This window comes from Polaromonas aquatica, assembly GCF_042659145.1.
GTDB classification, from domain to species: Bacteria; Pseudomonadota; Gammaproteobacteria; order Burkholderiales; family Burkholderiaceae_C; genus Polaromonas; species Polaromonas aquatica.
Map to the genome: position 1 here is coordinate 1,012,985 of NZ_JBHSRS010000084.1, position 24,728 is coordinate 1,037,712.

19 protein-coding genes are annotated in these 24,728 nt (G+C 62.4%); 1 reads left to right on the forward strand and 18 read right to left on the reverse strand.

All coding sequences use genetic code 11. From position 1 onward, the window contains the following. Window positions 1-58: 58 nt before the first annotated feature. Window positions 59-1,375, forward strand: a complete 1,317-nt coding sequence (locus ACFQND_RS26050; RefSeq protein WP_371435054.1) for an esterase-like activity of phytase family protein — start codon at window positions 59-61, stop codon at window positions 1,373-1,375. Between the two features lie 266 nt (window positions 1,376-1,641). Here the strand turns inward: ACFQND_RS26050 and ACFQND_RS26055 are convergent, their stop codons facing one another. From ACFQND_RS26055 to apbC, 18 genes are all read right to left on the reverse strand, one after another. Beyond that, complete coding sequence (locus ACFQND_RS26055; protein ID WP_371435053.1) at window positions 1,642-2,088, reverse strand: group II truncated hemoglobin; 447 nt, start codon at window positions 2,086-2,088, stop codon at window positions 1,642-1,644. A gap of 15 nt (window positions 2,089-2,103) precedes the next feature. Continuing rightward, a complete protein-coding gene (locus ACFQND_RS26060) occupies window positions 2,104-4,662 on the reverse strand; it encodes an ABC transporter permease (protein ID WP_371435015.1) in 2,559 nt (852 codons plus the stop codon). Window positions 4,663-4,705: 43 nt separating this feature from the next. Further along, window positions 4,706-6,259, reverse strand: a complete 1,554-nt coding sequence (locus ACFQND_RS26065) for a C13 family peptidase (RefSeq protein WP_371435014.1) — start codon at window positions 6,257-6,259, stop codon at window positions 4,706-4,708. After that, complete coding sequence (locus ACFQND_RS26070) at window positions 6,256-7,353, reverse strand: formate dehydrogenase accessory sulfurtransferase FdhD (RefSeq protein WP_371435013.1); 1,098 nt, start codon at window positions 7,351-7,353, stop codon at window positions 6,256-6,258. The genes ACFQND_RS26065 and ACFQND_RS26070 overlap by 4 nt, the downstream gene beginning before the upstream one ends. Window positions 7,354-7,441: 88 nt before the next feature. Further along, window positions 7,442-7,855, reverse strand: coding sequence for a hypothetical protein (locus tag ACFQND_RS26075; protein ID WP_371435012.1), 414 nt, complete (start codon window positions 7,853-7,855; stop codon window positions 7,442-7,444). 13 nt (window positions 7,856-7,868) lie between these two features. Beyond that, window positions 7,869-9,059, reverse strand: a complete 1,191-nt coding sequence (locus ACFQND_RS26080; RefSeq protein WP_371435011.1) for a formate dehydrogenase subunit gamma — start codon at window positions 9,057-9,059, stop codon at window positions 7,869-7,871. A gap of 14 nt (window positions 9,060-9,073) precedes the next feature. Continuing rightward, entirely contained in the window at window positions 9,074-9,313 is a 240-nt protein-coding gene (locus tag ACFQND_RS26085; protein WP_371435010.1) for a hypothetical protein, read from the reverse strand. Then, window positions 9,310-9,930 (reverse strand): formate dehydrogenase FDH3 subunit beta, encoded by a 621-nt coding sequence (gene fdh3B / locus ACFQND_RS26090; protein ID WP_371435009.1) that lies wholly within the window; start codon window positions 9,928-9,930, stop codon window positions 9,310-9,312. Before fdh3B ends, ACFQND_RS26085 begins: the two co-directional genes overlap by 4 nt. Before the next feature lie 96 nt (window positions 9,931-10,026). Then, window positions 10,027-13,002 carry a formate dehydrogenase subunit alpha gene (locus ACFQND_RS26095; protein WP_371435008.1) on the reverse strand — a complete coding sequence of 992 codons (2,976 nt, stop codon included), beginning with the start codon at window positions 13,000-13,002 and terminating at the stop codon, window positions 10,027-10,029. 38 nt (window positions 13,003-13,040) lie between these two features. Next, window positions 13,041-13,256 carry a formate dehydrogenase gene (locus ACFQND_RS26100; protein ID WP_371435007.1) on the reverse strand — a complete coding sequence of 72 codons (216 nt, stop codon included), beginning with the start codon at window positions 13,254-13,256 and terminating at the stop codon, window positions 13,041-13,043. Between the two features lie 202 nt (window positions 13,257-13,458). Then, window positions 13,459-14,076 (reverse strand): TorD/DmsD family molecular chaperone, encoded by a 618-nt coding sequence (locus ACFQND_RS26105; RefSeq protein WP_371435006.1) that lies wholly within the window; start codon window positions 14,074-14,076, stop codon window positions 13,459-13,461. A 13-nt stretch (window positions 14,077-14,089) separates the two neighbouring features. After that, a complete protein-coding gene (locus ACFQND_RS26110; protein ID WP_371435005.1) occupies window positions 14,090-16,213 on the reverse strand; it encodes a 4Fe-4S binding protein in 2,124 nt (707 codons plus the stop codon). Beyond that, window positions 16,140-16,832 (reverse strand): DUF3306 domain-containing protein, encoded by a 693-nt coding sequence (locus tag ACFQND_RS26115; protein ID WP_371435004.1) that lies wholly within the window; start codon window positions 16,830-16,832, stop codon window positions 16,140-16,142. The genes ACFQND_RS26110 and ACFQND_RS26115 overlap by 74 nt, the downstream gene beginning before the upstream one ends. Then, entirely contained in the window at window positions 16,825-17,412 is a 588-nt protein-coding gene (locus tag ACFQND_RS26120; protein WP_371435003.1) for a DUF3305 domain-containing protein, read from the reverse strand. The genes ACFQND_RS26115 and ACFQND_RS26120 overlap by 8 nt, the downstream gene beginning before the upstream one ends. A 67-nt stretch (window positions 17,413-17,479) precedes the next feature. Then, window positions 17,480-20,362: a formate dehydrogenase subunit alpha gene (fdhF, locus tag ACFQND_RS26125; RefSeq protein WP_371435002.1), complete on the reverse strand. Its 2,883-nt coding sequence runs from the start codon at window positions 20,360-20,362 to the stop codon at window positions 17,480-17,482. Further along, window positions 20,359-22,191, reverse strand: coding sequence for an NADH-ubiquinone oxidoreductase-F iron-sulfur binding region domain-containing protein (locus tag ACFQND_RS26130; protein WP_371435052.1), 1,833 nt, complete (start codon window positions 22,189-22,191; stop codon window positions 20,359-20,361). Before ACFQND_RS26130 ends, fdhF begins: the two co-directional genes overlap by 4 nt. Window positions 22,192-22,571: 380 nt before the next feature. After that, window positions 22,572-23,519 (reverse strand): LysR substrate-binding domain-containing protein, encoded by a 948-nt coding sequence (locus ACFQND_RS26135; RefSeq protein ID WP_371435001.1) that lies wholly within the window; start codon window positions 23,517-23,519, stop codon window positions 22,572-22,574. A 13-nt stretch (window positions 23,520-23,532) separates the two neighbouring features. Next, window positions 23,533-24,624: an iron-sulfur cluster carrier protein ApbC gene (apbC, locus tag ACFQND_RS26140; RefSeq protein WP_371435000.1), complete on the reverse strand. Its 1,092-nt coding sequence runs from the start codon at window positions 24,622-24,624 to the stop codon at window positions 23,533-23,535. Between the last annotated feature and the right edge of the window lie 104 nt (window positions 24,625-24,728).

Sequence of the window (24,728 nt, forward strand, 5' to 3'; positions counted from 1 at the left end):
TTCTGCCGTTCCATCTGCCCGCCTGTTGAGCCGCCCGCGCGCCATTGCGCTGGCCGTCATGGCGACTTTCGCCGCCCTGCCATTGCATGCACAGACAGCCTTTCCCGCAACGCTGGCGGGTCACGTTGTGATGCCCGCAAAGTCATTCGTCGCAGCACCCAAGGACGCACCCGAGGACCTGAAGGTCAGCGGCAAATTCACCAACGGCACGCGCGTGGAGACCCTGGGCACAGTCGAAGGCCTGTCAGCTGGCCGGCCCACCGGCATCTCCGTGCCTTTCAGGGGCCAGCCCCTGCAAGGCCATTCCGGCATCAAAAAAATGCCTGACGGCAGCTTCTGGATACTGACGGACAACGGCTTCGGCGCCAAGGCCAATTCGCCCGATGCCATGCTTTACCTCAACCACTACACCATCGACTTCAAGGCTGGCAGCATGAAGAAGCTGGAGACGGTTTTCCTGCACGACCCGGACAAGAAAGTGCCGTTTCGCATCGTCCACGAAGGCACCAAAAAACGTTACCTGACAGGCAGCGACTTTGACACCGAAAGTTTCCAGTTTGCCGGTGGTGCCCTGTGGATTGGCGACGAGTTCGGCCCCTTCCTGATCAAGGCCGACCTGAAGGGCAAAGTGCTGGCGGTGTTCGATACGCTGGTGGACGGCAAGGTGGTGCGCTCCCCCGATCACCCGGCCATCACCACACCGGCAGCGCCCGGCGGCGCCGTGGAGTTCCAGGTGCGCCGCTCCAAGGGTTTTGAAGGCATGGCATCGTCGAAGGACGGCAGCAAGCTCTACGCCCTGCTGGAAGGCGCGCTGTACGACGCCGCCACCAGGGGCAATGAAAAGATCGGCGACAAGGACTACCTGCGCGTGCTGGAGTTTGATGTGAAGGCACAGAAATGGACAGGCCGCCACTGGAAATACATGCTGGAAGCCAACAGCCATGCGATTGGCGACTTCAACATGATCGACGGCAACACCGGCCTCATCATCGAGCGTGACAATGGCGAAGGCACGGCGGACAAGGCCTGCCCCGAAGGCCAGAAGCGCAGCGACTGCTTCCATGACATCGCCAAATTCAAGCGCGTCTACAAGATCGAGATGAGCGATGCCAACGTGGGCGGACCGGTGCGCAAGATCGGCTACATAGACCTGATGGCGATTGCCGACCCGGCCAAACTCGCGCGCAAGCCGCTGAACAACGGCGTGCTGACCTTCCCGTTTTTCACGATCGAGAACGTGGACGTGGTGGATGCCACGCACATCATCGTGGGCAACGACAACAACCTGCCCTTCTCCAGCAGCCGCGAGCCGAACAAAGCTGACGACAACGAGCTGATCCTGCTCGAAGTCGGCGAGCTCCTCAAAGCCAACTAGGCGCCAGACCGGGCCCGGGCTTCGGTCCGGGCCTTGGCGGCAATGCAGGCACTGCTGAAATCGCTACGTTTTTGATAGCTTCTTGCGCTTATCCAGTGGGGGCCTGCGGCACTTTTCGCTTCCAAAATACGCCAAAACTGGCTTTTTTTGCCCTGGAAAAGCCTCAATGGCAGCATTTTTTAATGAAACAGGCCCCTGGCCTCCGTCTCATCTGCGCAGCCAGCTATTATTTTTATAGCAATCGCCACAGCAAAAAGAGCCGGTGCTCACTCACCCCGGTTCCGCATCCAGTCCGCCGTCTGGAAAAACGAGGTGTTCAGCCGCGCACGCAAGGCTTCGTCAACACCGGTCTCGCGCATCGCCTGGTCCATGCAGGCCAGCCACTCGTCGCGCTCCCTGATGCCTATGGAACCCATGGCGCCGCCCCCGCTGCCGCCCTGCTGCGGCATGTGGCGCATGCGCAGGCGCGGGTGGCCGAAACGGTCGGTGTAATGCTGCGGCCCGCCCATCCAGCCGCACAGGAACCAGAACAGGCGCTGGCGCGCATTCTCCAGCGTGCTGCCATGCACGGCACGCAGCTGTGTGTAGGCCGGCTCCAGGTCCATCAGGTCATAAAACCGTTCGACCAGCGCCTTGACGCGCTCCTCGCCGCCTATCCATTCAAAGGGTGTGGCAAAAGGCGGGTTGCCCGGTGGTTTTTCTTCGATCTGCATCATGATGGATTTTATTTATTGCGCCTTGCGCAGGGTTTCTACGACGGGTGTGTTTAGAACGGAACGCAAACCCCACCAGCCGGCTGCCAGAGCCAGCAAGGCACCGGCGATGCTGCCAAACAGAGGCACAGTCCAGGAACCGGTCCAGTTGAAGTCAAACACATAACGTGCCAGGCCCCAGCCGACAGCCAGCGCCACCAAGGAAGCAAGAAAGCCCGCCAGCAAACCAACGCCAGCCAGTTCGGCACGCTGCACCTGGCGCAGCAGCGAGGCCCTGGCGCCGACAGCACGCATGATGGCGAACTCGCGGGCGCGCTCCTCGCGGGTGGCGGTGATGGCGGCAAACAGCACCACCAGCCCGGCCGCCAGGGTGAAGCCGAACAGGAACTCCACCGCGCGTATCACCTGGTCCAGCACACGCTGCACCTGCGCCAGCGTGCTGCTCATGTCCACATTGGTGATGTTTGGGAAGGCCTTGACGAGCTCATTGTCAAAGCTGGGAGCTTTGGCCTGGCCGGCAAGCACAGGGCGCGGTTCGGGCGCCCTGAACGCGCTGATATACGACACCGGCACGTCCTTGAGTTCGGCCACCGGGTACATCACAAAAAAGTTGACGCGCATGGAGCCCCAGTCCACCTTGCGCAGGCTGGTGATTTTTGCTTCGCTGAGCTGGCCGCCCATGTCAAAACGCAAGGTGTCTCCGAGCTTGAGCCCCAGCGTTTTGGCCAGGCCATCCTCAACGCTGACTGCGTCTTTTTCACCAGCCGTCCAGCGCCCGGCGACGATCTGGTTGTGGCCAGGCATCTCGGTGTTGTTGGAAAGATTGAACTCACGATCGACCAGGCGCTTGGCCCTGTCGTCCTCAAAATTATCAGGCGTGATGGCCTTGCCGTTGACCGCCACCAGACGGCCGCGGATCATGGGGTACCAGTCAAACTTCGTCACGCCGCCATCGCGCAGCGCTTTCTGGAAGGCATCGCCCTGCTCCGGCTGCACATTGATGACAAAACGATTCGGCGCATCGGGCGGCGTGGCCTTGCGCCAGCTGCTGATCAGGTCGGTGCGCAGCAGCACCAGCAGCATCAGGGCCAGCAGGCCGACGGCCAGCGCGCTGGTCTGCACCACCGCGTACACCGGCCGCGCCGACAGCTGCCGTGTGGCCAGCACCAGCCAGCGCGGCGCGGTGGCTTCGTTGACGCTGGCGCGCAGCAGCTTGACGGCAAAAAAACTGGCCACGGCAAACACCAGCACGGCAGCGGCAAAACCGCCAACGGCAATCAGCCCGAGTTTCAAATCACTGCTGGCGGCAACCAGCAAGGCCGCAAAACCCAGCACGCCCACGCCAAGCACGGCAACGGACGCTGGCTTGAGGTTGCCCACATCACGGCGTATCACGCGCAACGGCGGCACCGAAGCCAGCTGCAACACCGGCGGCAAGCCAAAAGCCAGCAGCAGGGTCAGGCCCATGCCCATGCCAAACAGCACAGGCCACATGGTGGCTGCGGGCAGCGCGGTCTCCACCAGTCCGGCCAGCAGCAATACAAAACCGTAGTGCACCGCAAAACCCACGGCAACACCCAAAGCACTGGCCACCAGGCCGGCCAGCACAAACTCAAACGCATACGCGAGCGCAATGGTGCGCTGCGGCTGGCCCAGCACACGCAGCATGGCGCAGTCGTCCAGGTGTTTGGCGGCAAAACCGCGCGCCACAATCGCCACCGCCACAGCACTGAGCAAGGCGGCCAGCAGGGCCACCAGGTTCAGGAACTTCTCGGCGCGGTCCAGCGTCTGGCGCATCTCCGGGCTGCCCGATTCAAGCGACTCCAGCCGCACGCCGCGCACGCCGGATTGCTCAAAGGGCTTTTTGATTTCTTCGTTCGCCCACTTCACGTACTCACCCACCGCCTTGTCATCCCCCGCCACCGCAAAACGGTAGCTGGTGCGGCTGGCCGGCTGGATCAGGTTGGTGGCTTTGACGTCGGCCTGGTTGATCATGGCGCGCGGCGAAAAGCTGATGAAGCCGGCGCCACGGTCCGGCTCCTGCACGATGATGCGTGTGAGCCTGAAGCTGGCATCACCCATCAACAGGGTCTGGCCCAGCTTGAGGCCCAGTGCATCCAGCAGCGAGGCATCGACCCAGGCCGTGCCCGGCGCAGGAACTTCGCGCGTGTCAGCGCCGGTCGCGTCAGCACTGTCGGCGACTTTCATGCTGCCGCGCAAGGGGTAACCATCGGGTACCGCCTTGAAGGCCACCAGCTTGCTGGCGCCGCCATCGGCATCCGTCGCGCGGCCCATGGTTGGAAAACTCACGGTCGAGATGGCCTTGAGGCCCAGCGCCTGCGCCCTGGCGATAAAGGCCGCAGGCGTTTCGCCGTCGCTGCGTATCACCGCATCGCCGCCCAGCAACTGGCGCGCGTCGCGCTGCAGGCCGCCCTTGAGGCGGTCGGCAAAAAAACCAACCGCCGTCAGCGCTGCCACGGCCAGCGTGACCGCCACGATCAGCAAGCGCAATTCACCGGCGCGCAGGTCGCGCAACAGGGTGCGCCAGCCGAGTTTCAGGAAAAGTGGATTCATGGCGTGACCATAACGCAAAGTCCACGCCCTTGGCTGGCGGACGTTATTTTTCAGGGGCCGTATCAGCCTGCGTGGAAACCTTCATCCCCGTTTGCCCTGTTTGCGGCTGGGCCGGGGCTTCCGCCGGCAGCAAGGCGTCAAGCCGCTGCTCAAGCGCCTTGAGAATTGGACTGATGTTGGCACCCACCCTGATCTGGGGGTTCGAGAACCCGTCGTCCTTGCCGGCATCTATCTCGCGCTGCCTGATCAGCGGCACCGCGCGGGCAAAGGCCTTCTCGAACGAATGGGTTTTGCGCAGTTGCTCGTCAAACAGCGCCCGGCCAAAAAATGTGAGCTCCGACAGGCGGCCGCAGCCATAAGAGGTGTGCGTGGCGTCCGCCGCCGTCATGACCAGCGTGCTGTCATTGGCCAGCACATCCACCCAGCCGCCCGAGTAGCAGGCTGAAACGGCGATCACGCGGTTGCGGATGCCTGCCTTGTCCAGGGCCGCGCGCAGGTCGGCGGGGCTGAGCGGCTCGACCTGCAGCGGCCAGTGCGAGGCGGCGAGTTTGAAGTCGCTGGCGCCGTGGGATGTGAGGTAGACCACCAGGACATCGTTGTCGCGGTCCATGCGCTGGGCCAGCGCGGCTATGGCCCGCTGCAGGTTGGGCGTGGTCGCCCATGGATGGGTGGCCGTGCTGCTGCCGTGGTTCAACAAATGGATCACACGGCCACGGGCGTCAAAACGCTCCGCAAGCACCTGGCTGACCAGGGTGCTCTCGCGCATGAAAACGTCTTCAGAGGCATAAGGCGCAAACACCAGCGCGTAAACATCGGCCACACCGGGGCGCTCCGGTGCTATCGCCGCGAGGGTGCTTTGCAGCAGGGCCTGCTGGGTTTCAAAGGTTTGCTGGCTCAGGTGCAGGCGGGGCCTGTTCTCTGCGGCAGCATCGCGCTCGGCATAGTCCTCCTGCCAGGCGCGGTCGTTGAAATACCAGGCCGTCAGGCCGGTAGAGGCCACCAGGGCCAGCGCAAAAACCGCGCCGCGCCAGGTCGGGCCGGTAAATCGCACAACCAGCAAAATGGCGGCGCCCAAAGACCAGGCCGTGAACACCGCATAAAACACCCAGTACAACCAGGTCTGCGAAAACACCGCGCCCTTGATCCAGCCATGCGCGATGGCGCCTATCAAGCCCTGGTACATCAGGCTGTTGGGAAGCGAGGCGAGCACCCACAATACAAAACCGGCGCCGACACCGACCGGGCGCCCGGCGCCCTCTCCACCCGGCTGCGCGGGCCCTGTCGGAAAAGCCCACCACGCCAGGCCGATGAAAAGCCCGGCAACCCACCATGCCGATAGCCAGGCCTGGACATCCAGTCGCGCGGGCCCCGCAATGCCGAGCCGGAACAGCCCGACCTCAACAAACACAACCAGCGCGGTCAGGACCAGCGCCTGCAGCGGCGTGGGTGCGCAGCCGGCCACCCGGGGCCTTAAAAAGACGCCGGCGCGCAAGCCCTCGACCAACCATTTCTGCAGAGGAAGCCGGGCGGCTGGGGTTGTGGCATCTGCAGCCCGGGTCGCGGGCAGTGTTTCGGAGCCTATGGTGGTGTCGTTCATGGCGTCAGCATGGATGAAGACGAAGAAGGTGCCGGCGGCCTGGCGCCAGCAAGCTCGGGCTGCAGCTTGAGCCGCTGCGGATTGGCATAACAGACAAAACGTTTGTTGGTGGCACGGCCAATCGCGCACAGCCCCACGGTTTGCGCAACCTGGTGCCCCATCTGCGTGATGCCGCTTCGCGACACGACAATCGGCACGCCCATCTGGGCGGATTTGATGACCATCTCGCTGGTCAGGCGGCCGGTCGTATAAAACACCAGGCCCGGGTCGGTGGGGCAGGCGCCGAGCTTGGGCTCCCCTTCTTCACCAGCCGGGGCCGCGGAACCGGCTTTGCCGGGCCGCAGGCGCAGCGCCCCCTCGGGGGCATCCTTCGACAGGCTCAGGACGATCGGGGCAGGGAGCATGGGGGCCAGCTCCGCCGACAGGCCGCCCTTAGGCGGAGCAGCCCCCTCGGGGGGCAGCGAACCACACGCAGTGGGGAGCGTGGGGGCCACATCCTGCATCCACATCCAGCCGGCGATAGTGTCTATGGCGTTGTGGCGCCCCACGTCTTCCACAAACAGCAGCATGTCGGGCTCGGCGGATGTTGTGTCGAACAATGCACAGGCATGTACGGAACCCGCAGACTTATAGGTTGTTTCCTTGAGGCGAATGGTGTTGACCAGCGAATACAGCTGGGCTTGCGTGATGCCTGCATCGGCCGGCAGTTTGATCTCGTCGACTTCGTCCATCAGTCCGCCAAACACACTGCCCTGCCCGCAGCCCGTGGTGACTACACGTTTGGCGGTTTTTTCCTCGATGTTTTCAATGCCGCGACGGGTCTTGACGGCGGCGGCGCCCACCTCCCAGTCCACCGTGATGGATTCGATGTCACCCACCTCTTTGACCAGGCGCTGGTTGCGCAGATAACCCAGCACCAGCAACTCGGGATGCGCGCCCAGCGTCATGAGGGTGACCAGCTCACGCTTGTCTACATACACCGTGAGTGCACGTTCGGCGGGGATAGACACCGGGTGGTGCTCGCCGTATTCATTGACGGTGGCGATCTCGCAGGTTAGCGGCGCACGGGCTTGGGTCAAAAATGGCAGTGACATGTCCCAAGCCTATCGCAAAAAGCCTGTCCTGAGCAGATCGAAGGGGCCGGCACCTTGCGGAGCCGGCCTTGAATGGGAGGGGAAAATCTCAGGATTTGTTGGCCGGATTAACCGCAGCATCCGGCTGCTTGCCACTTGGCGGGCTTGCCGCCGTAGCTGCCGGTGAATGCGCACCAGCCGCCTCGGCAGGTTTGGCCGCTTCAGGCGGCGTATAGGCAAAGACTCCCGGATTGGCGCAGGCCGGCGTGGCCAGCGGCGGCTTGGCGTCCTTGCCCGCGGCCTTGGCGGTCTTGTAATAACTGGCGGCTACCTTGTCCTGCGACTGGCACAACTGGTAGGCGTCCACCTTGCCTGCCCAAGCCGCCTTGGCGGCGGCCTCTGCGGCCTTGGCCTTGGCCTCGTCGCTGAGCGGCGGGAGTTTGGCCAGGGCCAGCGCGGACACGCCCAGAAGCAAGCCCGTGAACAGGCCCTTGAACAGGCCGGAAGTCAGCAAATTTTTCATGGCATCCTCTTTTTTATACCTGCACGGTCTGGCTGGGCGGCGCGGGTTCGCTGCGCTGGGCCGGCACACGGCCTGCCTTCACGTCTTCATACCAATAAGCGTGGTGCTCCCTGGCCCAGGCCTCGTCCACATAACCGCTTCGCATGGCCTTGTAGGCCCCCTGCATGCCTATGGTGCCCAGGTAGATATGACCGAGGAACATGCACATCATGAGCACCGTGGCCACAGCATGCACCATGTGGGCGATTTGCATGGTGGCGCGTTCGTAGACCAGGCCCGGCAGCAGTTTGTCGAGCACAAAACCCGAGGACACCACCACAATCCCAAGGAAGAACACACCGCCCCAGAAGATCAGTTTTTCACCGGCGTTGAACCGGTTGGAAGCCGGCTCGGCGCCGCCGAGCAGGCCGCCACCCTTGAGCAGCCAGTTCACGTCACCCTTTTGCGGCCAGTTGTCGCGCAGGAAGGTGAAAAACACAATCACCAGCGACACGGCAAACAGCGGGCCGGCAAAGTTGTGCGCGGTTTTAAGCACATAGGTCAGCCAGCCAAACAGCGTGCTGCCCATGAAAGGCAGGAGGAAAAATTTTCCAAAGGCCATCACCAGGCCGGAAATCGCCAGGATGGAAAAGGCAATCGCATTCGACCAGTGCGCAGCGCGCTCAAACGGCGTGAAGCGTTCGATCTTGCGGCCCGTGTCTGCGCCGTGCGTTTTGATGCTGCCCTTGCTGAAGTAAAAAATCGCAATTGCCAGCAGGACAATCAGGAACAGCGAGCCGCCATAAGGAATGATCCAGTTGTTGCGCACCTGGCGCCAGGCCTCGCCGGCATTGGTCAGGCGCGAACCGGGGTATTGCACAAAAGGCTGGATCAGGTTGCCGGCTTCAGGCGCTTCGCTTTTGGGCAGGCTGGTGTAGCCGGTGACGCCCGCGCCCACATCACGCCACATGGGTGCGTTGTTGCCGGGCTGCACCCTGGCCCGCTCACCGTTGCTTTGTTTGGCGTAATTGGGGTCTGCGCTGGCGTCGGGTTTGACCTCAAAAATATTCTGGCTCTGGATACCGCCTGCGGCTGGGGAAGCAGGCGCAGCAGGCTGTTGCGTGACTGCGCCTGCTGCCGCCGGCGGACTTGCTGGCGCTTGCGCACGGGCCCAGCCGGTCAGCCCAATTGCTATCAAAAATATAGCTAGTCGCGCATTTTGCATATGGCCTCCGGCTACTATTTATCCGTATTCAGCTTGTTGTATTCGTTCTGGCTGTTTTGCATGCGCACCTTGAGGCCCTGCTCCCAGCTGTTTTTGTCGCCGGCTTTCCAGCCGGGCACCGAAAAGCCGTTGTTCGTGCCCATGTAAGCCGGGACATCGTTTTTGGTGCCGCTCAGGGTTTGCGGCTTTTCGCCGCAGGCAGACAGACCGGCAACAATCACCAGCGCAGGAATCAGAAGGTTCAGGCGTTTCATGATTTGGCTCCTGCAGGTGGCTGGCCCGCTTGCCGGGAGCCGTAGGCCGTCCCCCAGCCCCAGACCTCGGCGCCCTTGCCACGCTGCACCACGCGGTTGCGGAAAATATCCGCCACCACGTCGCCGTCACCGGCCAGCAGCGCCTTGGTCGAACACATCTCGGCGCAGGCCGGCAACTTGCCTTCGGCCAGCCGGTTGCGGCCGTATTTTTCAAACTCGGCCTGGCTGCCATTGACTTCGGGGCCGCCGGCGCAGAAGGTGCATTTGTCCATCTTGCCGCGCACGCCGAAAGTGCCTTGTGCCGGAAACTGCGGCGCGCCAAAAGGGCAGGCATACGAGCAGTAGCCGCAACCTATGCAGACATCCTTGTCATGCAGGACCACACCTTCGTCGGTACGGTAAAAACAGTTGACCGGGCAGACCGCCATGCAGGGCGCGTCGCTGCAATGCATGCAGGCGACCGAGATGGATTTTTCGCCGGGCACACCGTCGTTGAGCGTGACTACGCGGCGGCGGTTGACGCCCCATGGGACTTCGTTTTCATTTTTGCAGGCGGTGACGCAGCCATTGCATTCGATGCAGCGCTCGGCGTCACAGACAAATTTCATTCTTGCCATATTTTCTCCGTACGCAGCGCAGGGCCGCCCCAAGCAAGTACAGCCCCCTCGGGGGGCAGCGTATTACACAAAGTGAAAAGCGTGGGGGCCATGTTCCTACGCTTTCTCTAGATTACAGATGGTTGTCTTGGTTTCCTGCATCATCGTTACGCTGTCGTAGCCGTAAGTCGTCCCCGTATTGACGGCCTCACCACGCACCACGGGCGCCGCGCCGTTGGGGTAATAAGCCAGCATGTCGGCGCCTTGCCAGTGCCCGGAGAAATGGAAAGGCATCCACACGGTGTCGGCCCCCACACGTTCGGTCACCAGGGCCTGCACATTCAGGCGCGCGCCTGTCGGCGTGCTCAACCACACGCGCCCGCCGTTGCTGATGCCGCGCTCGGAGGCCGTCTTGGGATTGACCTCGACAAAGGCTTCCTGCTGCAACTCGGCCAGCCAGGGGTTGGAGCGGGTTTCCTCGCCGCCACCCTCGTATTCGACCAGCCGGCCCGAGGTCAGGATGAGCGGGTATTTGAGCTCCACCTTGTCGGCCACGTTTTTATCCTGCAAGGTTTTATACAGCGTGGGCAGGCGCCAGAAGGTTTTGATGTCGTTATGCGTTGGGTACTTGGCTACCAGGTCCGGACGGATGCCGTAAATCGGCTCGCGGTGCTGCGGAATCGCATCCGGAAAATTCCAGACCACGGCGCGTGCCTTGGCATTGCCAAAGGGGTGGCAGCCATGGTTTTTCATGATGATGCGAATCATGCCGCCCGACGAATCGGTCTTCCAGTTTTTACCTTCGGCCGCGGTTTTTTCGGCATCGGTCAGTTCATCCCACCAGCCCAGCTTTTTAACCAGCACATGATCAAACTCGGGGTAACCAGTGGTGATATCAGCCCCCTTGGAATAAGACCCGTCTTCGGCCAGCAGGTTGACGCCGTCTTTCTCCACGCCGAAGTTGGCGCGGAAATTGCCGCCACCGTCCATCACGTGTTTGGAGGTGTCATACAGGTTGGGTGAACCCGGGTGTTTCAGCTCCGGATTGCCCCAGCATGGCCACGGCAGGCCGAAATAATCCCCCGTCACGTCGTAACCGGTTTCCTTGTCCTTGCCGGGCTTGGCCCTGAGTGTTTTTACATCGAACAAATGCATGTTGCGCATGTGGGCCTTCAGGCGCTCCGGGCTTTGCCCTGTGTAGCCTATGGTCCACATACACTTGTTGATCTCGCGCAGGATGTCTTCGGGCACGGGCTCGTCCATGCCCTTGACCTTCTGCATCTTGTAGTTTTTCGACAGCTCCTTGGCAAAGCCGAATTTTTCAGCCAGCTGGTGCATGATCATGTGGTCACTGCGGCTTTCCCACAGAGGTTCAATCACTTTTTCGCGCCATTGCAGCGAGCGGTTCGACGCCGTCACGGAGCCGCTGGTTTCAAACTGGGTGGCAGCCGGCAGCAGGTAGACCGCGCGGTTAGCGTTGAGGTCTTCGGCCTTGCCTGGCATGGCAGCCATGGCCGCGGTGGCCGACGGATAAGGGTCTATCACCACCAGCAGGTCCAGCTTGTCCATTGCCCGCTTCATCTCCAGGCCGCGGGTCTGGGAGTTGGGCGCATGGCCCCAGAAGACGACAGCGCGCAGGTTGGAGTCCTGATCAATGAGTTCGTTTTTCTCCATCACGCCATCAATCCAGCGCGACACGGTGATGCCGGGCTTGCCCATCATGGCGGCCGAAGCGTAGCGGCCCTTGATCCAGTCGAAGTCCACACCCCAGGTCTTGGCAAAGTGCCTCCACGACCCTTCGGCCAGGCCGTAATAACCGGGCAGGGAGTCGGGATTGGGGCCAACGTCAGTCGCGCCCTGCACGTTGTCGTGGCCACGGAAGATGTTGGCGCCGCCACCCGACACACCCACGTTGCCCAGCGCCAGTTGCAGGATGCAGGAAGCGCGGACGATGGCATTGCCCGTGGTGTGCTGGGTCTGGCCCATGCACCAGACGATGGTGCTGGGGCGGTTCTGGCTCATCATGGTGGCCACCTTGAGCGTGGTGGCTTCGTCCACTCCGCAAGCTTCCAGCACCTTGTCCGGCGTCCACTTGGCCATCACATCGGCCTTGACCTTGTCCATGCCGTAGACACGGTCATTGATGTATTTGCTGTCTTCCCAACCGTTCTTGAAGATGTGGTACAGCACACCAAAGAGAAAAGGAATGTCGGAGCCGGAGCGAATGCGCACGTACTCGTCGGCCTTGGCCGCGGTGCGTGTGAAGCGCGGATCCACCACAATCATCTTGCAGCCGGTTTCCTTGGCGTGCAGCATATGCAGCATGCTGACCGGGTGTGCCTCTGCCGCGTTCGAGCCTATGTACAACGCACACTTGCTGTTTTGCATGTCGTTGTACGAATTGGTCATGGCGCCGTAGCCCCATGTGTTCGCCACGCCCGCGACCGTGGTCGAGTGGCAGATCCGCGCCTGGTGGTCGCAGTTGTTGCTTCCCCAGAAGCTCATCCACTTGCGCAGCAGGTAAGCCTGCTCGTTGTTGTGTTTGGACGAGCCGACCACGTAGACAGAATCCGGGCCGCTGGCCTTGCGCAACTCCAGCATTTTGGCGCTGATCTCGTTCAGCGCGGTATCCCAGCTGATGCGTTCGTATTTGCCGTTGACCAGCTTCATCGGGTAACGCAGGCGGAACTCCCCGTGGCCGTGTTCACGCAGCGCGGCGCCCTTGGCACAATGCGCACCCAGGTTGATGGGCGAGTCAAACACCGGCTCCTGGCGCACCCAGACGCCGTTCTCGACCACGGCGTCCACAGCGCAACCCACCGAGCAGTGGGAGCACACCGTGCGCCTGACTTCTATTTTTCCGCTGCCGTCACCCGTCGCCGGCGAGGCCGCCCCGGCTTTCTTGACCAGTGTCAATTGGGTGGCCGCCAGGCCTACACCGACACCCAGCCCGGAGCGCCGCAAAAATGCGCGGCGGTCCATGGTCGGCAGCGCGCTGGACAGGCCGCGCGACAGGCTTTGCACAAAGCGCGCAGAACCCGCACGGCGCGCCGGATCAGTATGGATACCCTGGGACTTTTTCGTGAGAAGCATGCAGTTCTCCGTGAGGATGAAAACGGGAGGCGTTCAGGTCAGATACGCGTGGTCTTGTAATAGCGCTTGACGTGTTCAGAGAGGCTGTAACCGCCGCCTTTTTCAGGCGCCGGTTTGGCATCCTCAAGGCTGGCCTCCTGCACGGGGGCACCCGTTATGCCCGGCAGGGCTGCCACCGCTGCTGCGGCTGCGCCCGTGGCGGCTGCACCGAAAAAGAAACCCCTGCGTGAGGGTTTTGGCTGGCTTTCCTGCATTGTTGTCTCCAAGGAAGCGTGGCTGGGACGGCTGCACCCTATGCAACTCTTTGCATACTGTACGCTGTTGACGCCTGTATCGCAATCACCCGTGGCTGGTCCGGCCCTGCGTCTAGGGAAAACGATAGGTGTGCTTATTGGATGGAGGGCATTACCGGGCGTTGATATGTCTCAAATTGAGCCACGCAGCCCGGGCACACCATCACGCCAGCATGTCAAAGCCCTGTGCCTCAACGCTCATAAAGGCTTGCGTAAAGGCGGCAAGTGCGCGATAAAACCGCGCCTTGGGGTGCTGCATCACGGCCTCGCACATCAGCGGCAGCCAGGGCTGCACATGGCGCGCAAAAAACTCGCGCTGGCGTGTCAGGTTGGCAATGGCGACGTCATCGCCGGCAATCAGGTAACGCATGACTTCGCACAGGTAGGCCACATGGTCTTCGGTCTCCGGCATGGCCTCATCGCGGGCAAGCCCCAGCGCGGCGATATCGGTACGCAAGGCCGCCAGCGGTTTTTCGTTGAGGAAACCGCTGAGGTAGTGGGAGCCAAAAAGGTAGACCTCGGGTTTGCCCACGCCGCCAAACAAGGCATCGTATTCACGCCCGACATCTGCCAGATCCAGTCCACGTGCAGCGGCCACCAGTTCGGCCCATGAGGTTTCAAGCAGTGCACCCGGCGCTGGCGCTTCAGTCACGGCCACCTTGAGGTTTTCATGAAGCCCGACCGACGGCGCGGCGTAATACAGTGCGGCCAGCAGGCCATAGACTTCCGCCCGCGCGGTTTCTTCGTCAAGTGTGGGCGTCAGGATTGGGGCTTGCATCATGTTTGGGGCGGGCCTAGCGAATGTCGGTGATCTTGAGTTCGTTGTCGGCGGAGTAGATGTCGATGACGCGGCAGTCTCCGCACATCTTCAGGCGGTCTGCGGCGGCGCCCTGGAACATTGCGTGGCCGGCCAGCTTGCCGAGCATGGACTCGATCGCCTTCAGTGTGCCAAACGGTTTGTTGCAGCGTATGCACTGGTAGGGCTGGGTTTCGTTGAGTACCCGTGCTTCCTTGCGCTGCGCCGTGAGCAGCAGGCGCGGCTGCAGGGTGATCGCGTCTTCCGGGCAGGTGGTGGCGCACAGGCCACATTGCACGCAGTTTTTTTCTATGAACTTGAGCTGCGGCCGCTCAGGGTTGTCCTGCAGCGCGGCGGCCGGACAGGCGCTCACGCAACTCAGGCAAAGTGTGCAGCTGTCGGCATTGACCAGCAGGCTGCCAAAGGGCGAACCGCCGGCCGGCAGTTCAATCGCTTCCGGCAAGGCGGCAGGTGCGTGGCTTATCAGGTGGTCCAGTGCCATGTCCAGCGTGCTGCGTTTTTCCTGCGCCACGGCAAACCGCGCCGCGCTTGCGGGCACCACGGGCCGGGCTTTTGCCAGCGCCTGCAGGCTGGCATCCAGGCTGCTCGCGTTTTGCGTCTGCACCAGGTGAAAGTGAACGCCCGCATACCCCAGGCCGTTCAGCAACGCCTGCGCCACACGCATCTGCCCGGCCAGGCCCTCAAGGTAAGCCGGCGCCTCTTCGTCCGTGACCAGCACCGCGACCTGCGCCGCGCCAAAGGCGATGGCGCTTAACCACAGGTCCAGCCCCACACTGGCCGTGTGCCACAAGGCCAGCGGAATCACATTGGCGGGAACACCCTGCATGTCCTTTTGCAAGCGGGCGGCACGGCCAAGGGCCTCCACCGCCTGCTGCCCGACCGTCTGGCTGTGCAGCAGCAGCGTTGCATGCGCACCGCCAGCTTTGGCATAAGTTGAAAGCAGTGTCTTGAGCCGCACACCCTGCTCGCTGGCACGCGGGTAGGCATAGGTGAGCGCACCCGTGGGGCATACCGTGGTGCAGGCGCCGCAGCCTACACACAGGTTGGGGTTGACGACGATCTGCTGGCGGCTTTTCTCGCTGCTGATGGCGCTGGCCGAACAGATGTCTATACAGGCATTGCAGCCGACGGTTTCGTTGCGGCTGTGGGCGCAGAGCTTTTGTTTGTAGGCAAAAAATTTGGGCTTTTCAAACTCGCCCACCATGTCGCGCAGCTTGACCACGGTAGCCAGCAGGCCGGGCGAAGCCAGGCCCGCCGAAACGTCCAGGGCAAAGTAGCCCTGAGGCGGCGCATGCAGTGCGATCAGTGGCTGGGCGCCCAGGTCCAGCACCAGGTCGAAGGCCTCTGTGACGGCCTGCGGCTCGCGGTTGAAGTCAATTGCACCTGCCACCTTGCAAACCGCCACGCAGTCGCGGTGCGATGTGCACTTGTTGTTGTCAACCTGGTAGCTCAGGTCAATCGCCCCTTCCGGGCAAACCGCCACGCAGGCATTGCAGCGGGTACACAGGTCGAGGTCAATCGGATTGTTTTTTGTCCACTTCGCCTCAAAAGCGCCCAGCCAGCCATTGAGGCTCAAATCACCACCGCCGATGACCGGGTATTGCCGCTCCTGCCGGGGGAAAGCGGCCTGCGCCGTGCTTGAGACACCCTGCGCAAAAATCGTTACGTCCAGTGCGTCGGCCAGCAGTGCCGCCATCTCCTCAGCCTTGTCCAGCGCCCCCACAATCAGCAGGCGGCCCGCGCTTTTGTAAGTGACGGTTGAAACGGGTTCGGCATCGGGCAAATGGGCCGCAGCCAGCAAGGCCGCGATCTTGGGCATGGCGCTGCCGGCGTCCTTGCTCCAGCCGCCGCTTTCACGGATATTGACAAAGCGGATGACTGAAGTGGCGCCTCCGGTCTGCTCGCCGACTTCGGCAAACAGGCGCTTTTCCTGGGTGCAGGCCACCACCACATCGTCGCCGGACTGTATGGCTTTCTGGAAAGCACCGGCCTCGCGGCGGCACAACGCGGAATGCAGGCTCAGGTTTTCATTGAGGGCCGCGCCCAGCGCCTTGGGCTGGAGCGGCATGGTCTGGTTGCAGTCGCAAATCAGTGTCGGCATGGTCTTCTTGGCTGGCGCCGGAGCCAGGCAATGACTCGGGTTGGCTGGAATTTTCGGAACTGACGAGGTCCGGATGCGCTATGTCCGGGTTTTCATAGGACTGTGCCACGGTTTGGCCTGTGGGGTTATTCACGCTTTCCCGTGGAAGCGCGGCAGCCGCATTTTTTTCCGCATCGTCCTCATCATCAAAAAGCTTCAGCGCCTTCGCACTGACCATCTGCCTCAACATGGCTTGCGGTATAGGTTCGGACCTGGAGTAGTCGTCGATGTAGATATCCAGGCCATCCATCACATTGAAGTGCGGGTCGGAAAACAGCTTTTTCATCGCTGCGTTGCGCACATTGGCATCAACGCCTTTGGCCATGAAAGGTTTGAAGTCGGAATCCCTGGTCAGCAGCTTCACGTCTTCAAGGGACAGGGCTGGCGGCTCCGGCGCGGTGAGGGGCGGTGCCTCCACTGTTGCAGGATAGACCGGTGGGGCTGCGACGGCGGCGGTTGCCGGCACGGCAGCAGCGGGCGAACTGGCCACCCGTTCATCCAGCGGCTTGCCCTGCAGGGCGTCGTTCTTGCGGCGCGCCCAGCGGCCCAAAAATCCCTTGTCCCTGTTTTCCTCAGCCATGGCCGGGCCCGCCAGACGGTTTGCCAGTGCTGACCCGCGCGGGATTTCCAAAACGGTCCTGCAGGGATTTAAAACTTTGCGGACGCTGGCGGCGCTTGGCCTCCAGCACATGGTGCCTGTCCACAAACTCCTGCAGCCACTGCAGCACATCAGGCGGCGCGCGCACCTGCTCCACGGTTTCCTGAGCGTCCAGCCAGCGCCCGGCGTCGTGGTAACTCAGGGTCACGATTTGCGGCACGGCTATAGGCTCGCCGGCAAGCGCAGCCTCTTCCTCCATGCGCCAGACCACCCAGAAGCAGGGCTGCGGCGTCGTGACATTCAGGTAGTAACCTTCGGCATCGCCCAGGGACAGCTCAACATTGAAGCCTGGATGCAGCCAGCGTTCCTCCGTGTCGTCCTTGAACAGCAGGCGCGGCTCATGGCCGAACCCTTCCTCATTCGGCACCACATCGGCCAGCACCCAGCGCCAGGGCTGCCAGGGGTTGTTGATGTGTTCACGGCGCATGATGACCGCCGCAGACAGGCAGGGACGGCGGACGGTCTCATCCGTATCGGGGGACTGCATCAGGAAGTCGGGCATGTCCGCAGTGTACGGCGGTCTTTATGCCCAGGCTCTCCATGGTTTCTCGTACGGCTTTTTCAGCCGTCTATCCCTGGATCATCTCCAAGGGGTTTGTGCCATACCCCGGCAGTGCCGCCGGCTGGCCGCCACGCCGTATCGCCACCGCGCAATACTTGAACTCGGGGATCTTGCCGAACGGGTCCAGCGCGGCATTGGTCATCAGGTTGGCGGCCGCCTCGTAATAGGCAAACGGGATAAATACCGCGCCCTGCGGCGTGCCGTCATCACGCCGCACATGAATCGCCACACTGCCGCGACGCGACTGCACCGTGACGACATCACCCGCCGCAAGGCCAAAGGCGGCCAGGTCCGCACCGCACATGGAGGCCGTGGCCATCGGTTCAATCGCGTCCAGCACTGCCGCACGGCGTGTCATGCTGCCGGTATGCCAGTGCTCCAGCTGGCGCCCCGTGATGAGCACAAACGGGTAGTCGGCATCGGGCCGCTCGTTGGCGGGAATGATGTCGGCAGGCACCAGGTTCACACGCCCATTGGGCGTATCAAAACGGTCGATAAAAACGGTGGGGGCACCCGGGTCGTCGGCACCCAGGCAAGGGTAGGTGACGCTGGATTCGCGTTCCAGCCGCTCCCAGGTGATGCCGGATATCACCGCATGCATGGCCTGACGCATTTCCTCGTAGACCGCCGCCACGCCGGCATGCTCGCCTTCGTAATTCCAATCCAGTCCCATACGTTTGGCCAGTTGCTGGATGATCCACAAGTCCGGCTTTGCGTCGCCGGGGGCCTGAACCGCCTGCTTGCCCATCTGCACCATGCGATCGGTATTGCTGACGGTGCCGGTTTTCTCCGGCCAGGCCGTTGCCGGCAACACCACATCGGCGAGCCAGGCGGTTTCGGTCATGAAGATGTCCTGCACCACCAGGTGCGACAGGCTGGCCAGCGCATGGCGTGCGTGGTTCAGGTCGGGGTCGCTCATGGCGGGGTTCTCGCCCATCACATACATGCCGCGAATCTTGTGCGGGTCGCTGTCGGGTGCCAGTGCCTTGTGCATGATTTCAACCACGGTGTAACCAGGTTTGTCATCCAGCGGCGTTTTCCAGAAATCCTCGAACCAGGCGTGCACGCCCTTGTTGTCCACACGCTGGTAGTTGGGAAACATCATGGGAATCAAGCCCGCATCGCTGGCGCCCTGCACATTGTTCTGGCCGCGCAGCGGGTGCAGGCCGGAGCCGGGTTTGCCGATTTGCCCGGTGACCGTGCTCAATGCAATCAGGCAGCGCGCGTTGTCGGTGCCGTGCACATGCTGGCTGATGCCCATGCCCCAGAGGATCATCGCGCCTTTGGCCTTAGCGAATTCACGCGCCACTTCGCGCAGCGTTTCTGCCGGGATGCCGCAGATGGGCGCCATCGCCTCGGGGCTGTAGGCCTTGACGTTTTCACGCAGTGCCTCAAAGTTGCTGGCGCGCTCGCGGATGAACTCGCGGTCCGTCAGGTCCTCCTCTATCACTGTATGGATCAGCGCATTGAGCATGGCCACATCGGTGTCTGCCTTGAACTGCAGGGTGCGCCAGGCGTGTTTGCCGATGTCGGTAATACGCGGGTCGGCCAGCACGATTTTTGCGCCGCGTTTGGCGGCGTTTTTCATCCACGTCGCAGCCACCGGGTGGTTGGCCGTGGGATTGGAGCCGATGACAAATATAAGGCCTGCATGCTCAACGTCATTGACCTGGTTGCTCACGGCACCAGAGCCCACGCCTTCGAGCAATGCGGCCACGCTGGACGCGTGGCACAAACGTGTGCAGTGGTCCACGTTGTTGGAGCCAAAACCGGTGCGCACCAGTTTCTGGAACAGGTAGGCTTCTTCATTGCTGCCCTTGGCCGAACCGAAACCGGCCAGTGCTTTTTTGCCATGGGTGTCGCGCAGGCCCCTGAGTGTGTCACCGCTCAGCGCCAGCGCCTCTTCCCACGAGGCTTCACGGAAAACCTCTGACCAGTCTGCCGTGTTGCGGTTGAGTTTTTCAAGCGCGGCAGGGTCCTTGCCGACACCTTCTTTCCGGATCAGCGGTTTTGTCAAACGCTGCGGGCTGTGCGCGTAATCAAAACCAAAACGCCCCTTGACGCACAGGCGGTTGTGGTTGGCCGGGCCGTCGCGTCCGTCAACGCTGAGGATCACGTTGTCTTTGACGTTGTAGGTGATCAGGCAACCGACACCGCAAAAGGGGCACACCGAATCCACCTTTTTATCGACCAGCTGCGAGCCGATCTGCGTTTTGGGCATCAGGGCGCCGGTCGGGCAGGCCTGCACACATTCACCGCAGGCGACGCAGGTGCTGTCGCCCATGGGGTCGTTCAGGTCAAACACGATCTCGCTGTGCGAGCCACGCATGGCATAACCGATCACATCGTTGACCTGTTCTTCACGGCAGGCACGCACGCAGCGCTTGCACTGGATGCAGGCATCGAGGTTGACGGCCATGGCGGGGTGCGAGACATCGGCCTTCGGCTGTTCACGGCGCAGGGCTTTCAGCTCGGGTCGCACCTCAACATGCATGCGCGCAGCCCAGTCGCTGAGTTCACCGTGCTGCAGTGATTCGTCTTTCTCGTCCCATTTGTAGCCCGTGTCCGGCATGTCGGACAGCAGCATTTCCAGCACCATCTTCTGGCTTTTCAGGGCGCGTTCGCTGTTGGCCTGCACTTCCATGCCGGCCGTTGCATTGCGGCAGCAGCTGGGCGCCAGCGTGCGTTCGCCCTTGACCTCGACCACACAGGCACGGCAGTTACCGTCGGGGCGGTAACCGTCCTTGTAGCAAAGGTGGGGAATGTCCACACCATGTCTTTTCGCTGCCTTGAAAATGGTCTCGCCTTCGTAGGCGTGGACGGTTTTTCCGTCGAGCGTGAATTCGACGGTCTGAGGCAGCACTTCGATCAGTTTGGCGGGTGCGTTCATGGGGCCTCTCCATTGATTCGATGCTCGGTTCCCACGGATTCACCGGGCAAGGGCAATGTGCCCAGGTACTGCGGCTCGCCAACTTCCGCCGCAAAATATTTCTGGATGCTGCGAATGGGGTTGGGCGCGGCTTGCCCGAGGCCGCAGATGGATGCATCGCCCATGACCTGCGCCAGGTCTTCCAGCGTCTGCGCGTCCCAGGCCGGTGCCTGCATCAGCTTTGCTGCCTTGGCCGTACCAACGCGGCAGGGCGTACACTGGCCGCAGCTCTCGTGTTCGAAGAAACGCATGATGTTCAAGGCAGCATCGCGGGCCCGGTCCTTCTCACCAAGCACCATGACCGCCGCCGAGCCGATAAAACAGCCATGGGGCTGCAAGGTATCGAAATCAAGCGGGATATTGTTCATGCTGGCCGGCAAAATGCCGCCCGATGCACCGCCCGGCAGGTAGGCGTAAAGCTTGTGGCCCTCCGCCATGCCGCCGCAATACTCGTCAATCAGTTCCTGCACCGTGATGCCGGCCGGCGCCAGCTTGACGCCGGGTTGCTTCACGCGCCCGCTGACGCTGAAGCTGCGCAGGCCCTTGCGGCCGTTGCGGCCAAAACCGGCAAACCACTGAGGGCCTTTTTCCACAATGTCGCGCACCCAGTAAAGGGTTTCGAAGTTGTGCTCCAGCGTGGGCCGGCCAAACAAACCAACCTCGGCGATATACGGCGGACGCATGCGCGGTTCGCCGCGTTTGCCTTCAATACTCTCGATCATGGCCGACTCTTCGCCGCAAATGTAGGCGCCGGCACCGCGCCGCAGCTCAATCAATGGCAACTCGCAAGGTGGGTCGGCCTGCAGGCGAGCCAGCTCCTTTTGCAGGACGGCGCGGCAGTCGTGGTATTCGTCACGCAGGTAGATATAGCAGGCCTCCACACCCACCACCTGCGCGGCCACCAGCAGGCCTTCGAGGAAACGGTGCGGGTCGCGCTCCAGGTAAGTGCGGTCTTTAAAGGTGCCAGGTTCGCCCTCGTCGATGTTGACGGCCATCACGCGGGGGGCGGGCTGTGCGCGCACGATGCGCCACTTGCGCCCTGCCGGAAAACCCGCGCCACCCAGGCCGCGCAGGCCCGAATCTTCCATCGCCTTGATGACGTTCTCGGCCTCTTCCTCGCCATTGACAAGCGCTGCCGCCAGCGCATAACCGCCATGGCTGCGGTAGGTCGCGTAGTCGGAATAAGCCGGCACGTCGCCGCTGGTTTCAACCGGCAATGATTTCTCCGCGTAATCGGACACTACAAAATTGATAGCTGGTTGCGCAGGCATTACGGAGGCCACAGGCCATTTTTGTTCATGAATGGCGGTTTTTACGGCCTCCGGCGTGGCAAAAGGCACGGCCCGCTGGTCTACGGCAACCGCCGGCGCCTGCTCGCAACGGCCTATGCAGGGTGCGGCAATCACACGCACATCGGTGCTGCCCAGCAGCGCAGGCAGGCGCGTCAGCAGATCCCGCGCTCCGGCCAGCTCGCAGGCCAGGCCATCACACACGCGCACCGTCAGCCCGGGTGCCCGTTCATCGCCACGGACAACTTCAAAGTGGTGATAGAACGTGGCGACTTCATAGACCTCCGCCATCGGAATGTTCATCTCCTTTGCCAGCGCCACCAGGTGGCGGTCGTGCAGGCAGCGGTAAGCATCATTGAGTTTGTGCAGATGCTCGATCAGCAGGTCGCGCCTGTGCCCGGCTACTGGCTTCAAGCCAATCAGCGCGCGGACCTCGTCCATCGACACGTCGTCGGCCTGCCGGCCCTTGAGTTTGCTTTTGCGGCGAATGCGTTCGCGCATGTCGTCCGGCGTGGCGAGAACCACCGCCTTGACGCTGGATTCAAATAGCTGAGCCTTGGGGTTCATGGTGGCTGGGCCGTGGCCGCGTGCTTGCGGGAGCGCGCGGGCAGACTGGCTTAAAAAAAGTTGGGGCCTGGGGCCTGCGTCTACACACAGGCCTGCTTGTTAGCATCGGACCGATTGGCAGAAGTGTCAATCACCAGCCGGCCCGGGTCAAATTGAATCTGGACATGTCATGATTCAAAAACTAAATGCTGAATGTGGCCCCCACGGTTGCTCACTGCGTGTAGCGCCCTGCCCCCCGAGGGGGCCGCTGCGCCTGCGGCCCGGCTGAGCCGGTTCCGCGGCCCCTGCTTGAACAAAACAGCCCCGAAAACTCGCTACGCGCTGAGCAGCCCGCTATGGGCAGCGGCGTGGCGCAACCAGGCCGCGTCCTGCGCCATGGTCATGGCAGCATCCAGCGTACGTGAAGTGCGGTCGCCGCCCTGGATCATGAACCCGATCGCCGTGCGCACTTCGGGGCTGACCAGTGGCAGCGCTTCCAGTTCGCGGTAGCCGCGCACAGCGCCTATCAGTGCGCCCGGCAGGACGCTGCACACCTCACCGACCGCCACGCTCAAGGCCAGCGTGAGTATGGAGTTGGTTTCTATGGCCGGCTTGACCACCGCTGCGCCGGCCTCGGCAAAGGCAGCATCCACAATGCTGCGGTTGTGCATCTCGCGTGTCAGCAGGCACAGGGGCAATTTGGCGGCTTCCGCCCAGGTGATTTTGGGGCCTATCTGCATGTACTCGGAATGCGCCTGGCCCGCCTTGCGCACCAGGAAGTAATGCTCGGTGTACTGCGGCACATGGCGCAGGCGCGGGCCATGCCGCTCCAGCCGGTCGGTGTAGCCGAGCCCCATGTCCAGCGCCAGGCTTTCCAGGCCGTTTTCGAGTTCGGACGAACTCAGGGAACGCACAATGGGCGAAATGCCCGGGTGGCGCGCCTGCAGCATCGCCGAAAACCGCGCCGCCACCGGCATGGCCGTCGGCACGGCACCAATCGTCAGGCTGCCCTGCGGCTTGCCCGCCACGCTGTTGAGCTCCTGCTGCAGCAGCTCGCGCTCATGCAGCATGCGCTGCGCGCTGGCCAGCACGCGCGCCCCTTCCGCCGTAAAACCCGCAAAAGCCCGGCCGCGCTTGACGATGGCGGTGCCGAACTCCTCCTCCAGCGCACGCAAGGCATTGGACAGCGCCGGTTGCGTGATGTGGCAGGCCTGCGCCGCACGGCCGAAGTGCTTGTGTTCGTCAAGCGCGGCCAGGTAACGCAGGGATGCCAGCAGGTTCATGGGCTGCGGCTGTTCAGGTGTTTTTGCTGATAGTGATGGTCGGGAATTTGGCCGAGAAGTCCTTGGCCTTGGCCGCCACCGTGATCGCCATCTTGCGGGCCACGGCCTTGTAGATGGCCGCCACCTCGCCATCCGGGTCTGCCACCACCGTGGGCCTGCCGTTGTCGGCCTGCAGGCGGATGTTGATGTCCAGCGGCAGTGCGCCCAAATAATCCATCTTGTAGTCGGCCGCCATCTTCTTGCCGCCGTCTTCGCCAAAGATGTGTTCGGTGTGGCCGCAGTTGGAACACACATGAACCGCCATGTTCTCGACGATGCCCAGGATAGGCACGCCGACTTTTTCAAACATCTTGATGCCTTTTTTGGCATCCAGCAACGCGATGTCCTGCGGCGTGGTGACAATCACCGCGCCCGTCATGGGCACACGCTGGCTCAGGGTGAGCTGGATGTCGCCGGTGCCGGGCGGCATGTCGACGATCAGGTAGTCCAGGTCTTTCCAGTTGGTCTGGCGCAGCAACTGCTCCAGCGCCTGGGTGGCCATGGGGCCGCGCCAGATCATGGCTTCGTCCTGCGCGACCAGGAAACCTATGGACATGACCTGCAAGCCGTAGTTTTCCATGGGCTCCATGTTCTTGCCGTCCACGCTCTCGGGCCGGCCTTCGATGCCCATCATCATGGGCTGGCTGGGGCCGTAGATATCGGCATCCAGCAGGCCCACGCTGGCGCCCTCGGTCGCCAGGGCCAGCGCCAGGTTGACGGCCGTGGTGCTTTTGCCGACACCGCCCTTGCCCGAGGCCACGGCAATGATGTTCTTGACATTCGGCAACAACTGCACGCCACGCTGCACGCTGTGGCTGGCGATCCTGACGCTGAGGTTGACCGAGACGTTGTCCACGCCGGCCACGCTTTTGGCGGCCGCAATCAGGCTTTTGCGAAAAGCCGCAAACTGGCTTTTGGCGGGGTAGCCCAGCTCCACATCGAAAGACACGTCTGCGCCTGTGATCTGCAGGTTCTTGAGCGCCTTGCTGCTGACGAAATCCTTGCCGGTATTGGGGTCCAGCACGGTTTGCAAGGCGGTCAAAACTGCCTGTTGGTCTAAAGCCATCTGAAAAATCTCCGGGTGAATCTGGGGTGGCAGGCCGGCGGAATGCGCCCGGCGCGCCTGCTGCGGGGGTTGGTATGAAGTCTAACGCCGCAGGAGCGGGCCGT